The sequence below is a fragment of the Flagellimonas algarum genome (genome assembly GCF_040513375.1).
GTDB classification, from domain to species: domain Bacteria; phylum Bacteroidota; class Bacteroidia; order Flavobacteriales; family Flavobacteriaceae; genus Flagellimonas_B; species Flagellimonas_B algarum.
The window spans coordinates 1-575 of record NZ_JBEVTG010000014.1; the positions used below are offsets into that span (position 1 = coordinate 1).

A 575-nucleotide genomic window follows, 5' to 3' on the forward strand; every position below is an offset into this window, starting at 1 on the left:
CTGGTAGCGTACCACAAGCTTGCGCAGCTTCGCCTTGACCCATAGGTTCTGGTCCAATACGGGTGATATAAATTTTGTCTAATGCCGCTCCATCTTCGCGATACCCAATATCAATGGTATTCATTCCGACATCGAACACATATGTTACGAAAGCGGGGCCGTTGGGACTGCTATGAAACTGATGCCATTCAAAAGCATTGCTCCCTGGTATGCTATTCCAACTTATCCAAGAACTACCGTTCGCCCGTATCCAAAAACTGTCGTCGTTTCCGCTCGGAACACTTACTAATCCATAAACCCGATAGGTTCCTGCAGTTGATACCGCAAGGTCAAAACTGACCATCCCGTCTTCGGAATTTGGTGGTGAAAAGCTATTTCCCAAGCTTCGAATAAGGTATTGACCATTGGAAACTGATGTATCATCCACGGTCGTCCACCCACTGCCAACTTCACCACATTCGGCCTCCAACCAAAAATCCTCCCCGCTGGGTGGAGGTGAGACCACGTTTACGGTAACCTCGTCGAAGATACCCGTGCCGGTATGGTTGGGGTTGAACAGTTCCAATCGGATCGTA

Annotated in this window: 1 protein-coding gene; it reads right to left on the reverse strand. The window is 48.7% G+C overall.

The window, feature by feature from the left end; all coding sequences use genetic code 11:
- The coding region (locus tag ABV409_RS16675) for a carbohydrate-binding protein (RefSeq protein WP_353878763.1) at window positions 1–575 on the reverse strand (575 nt) is incomplete at both ends.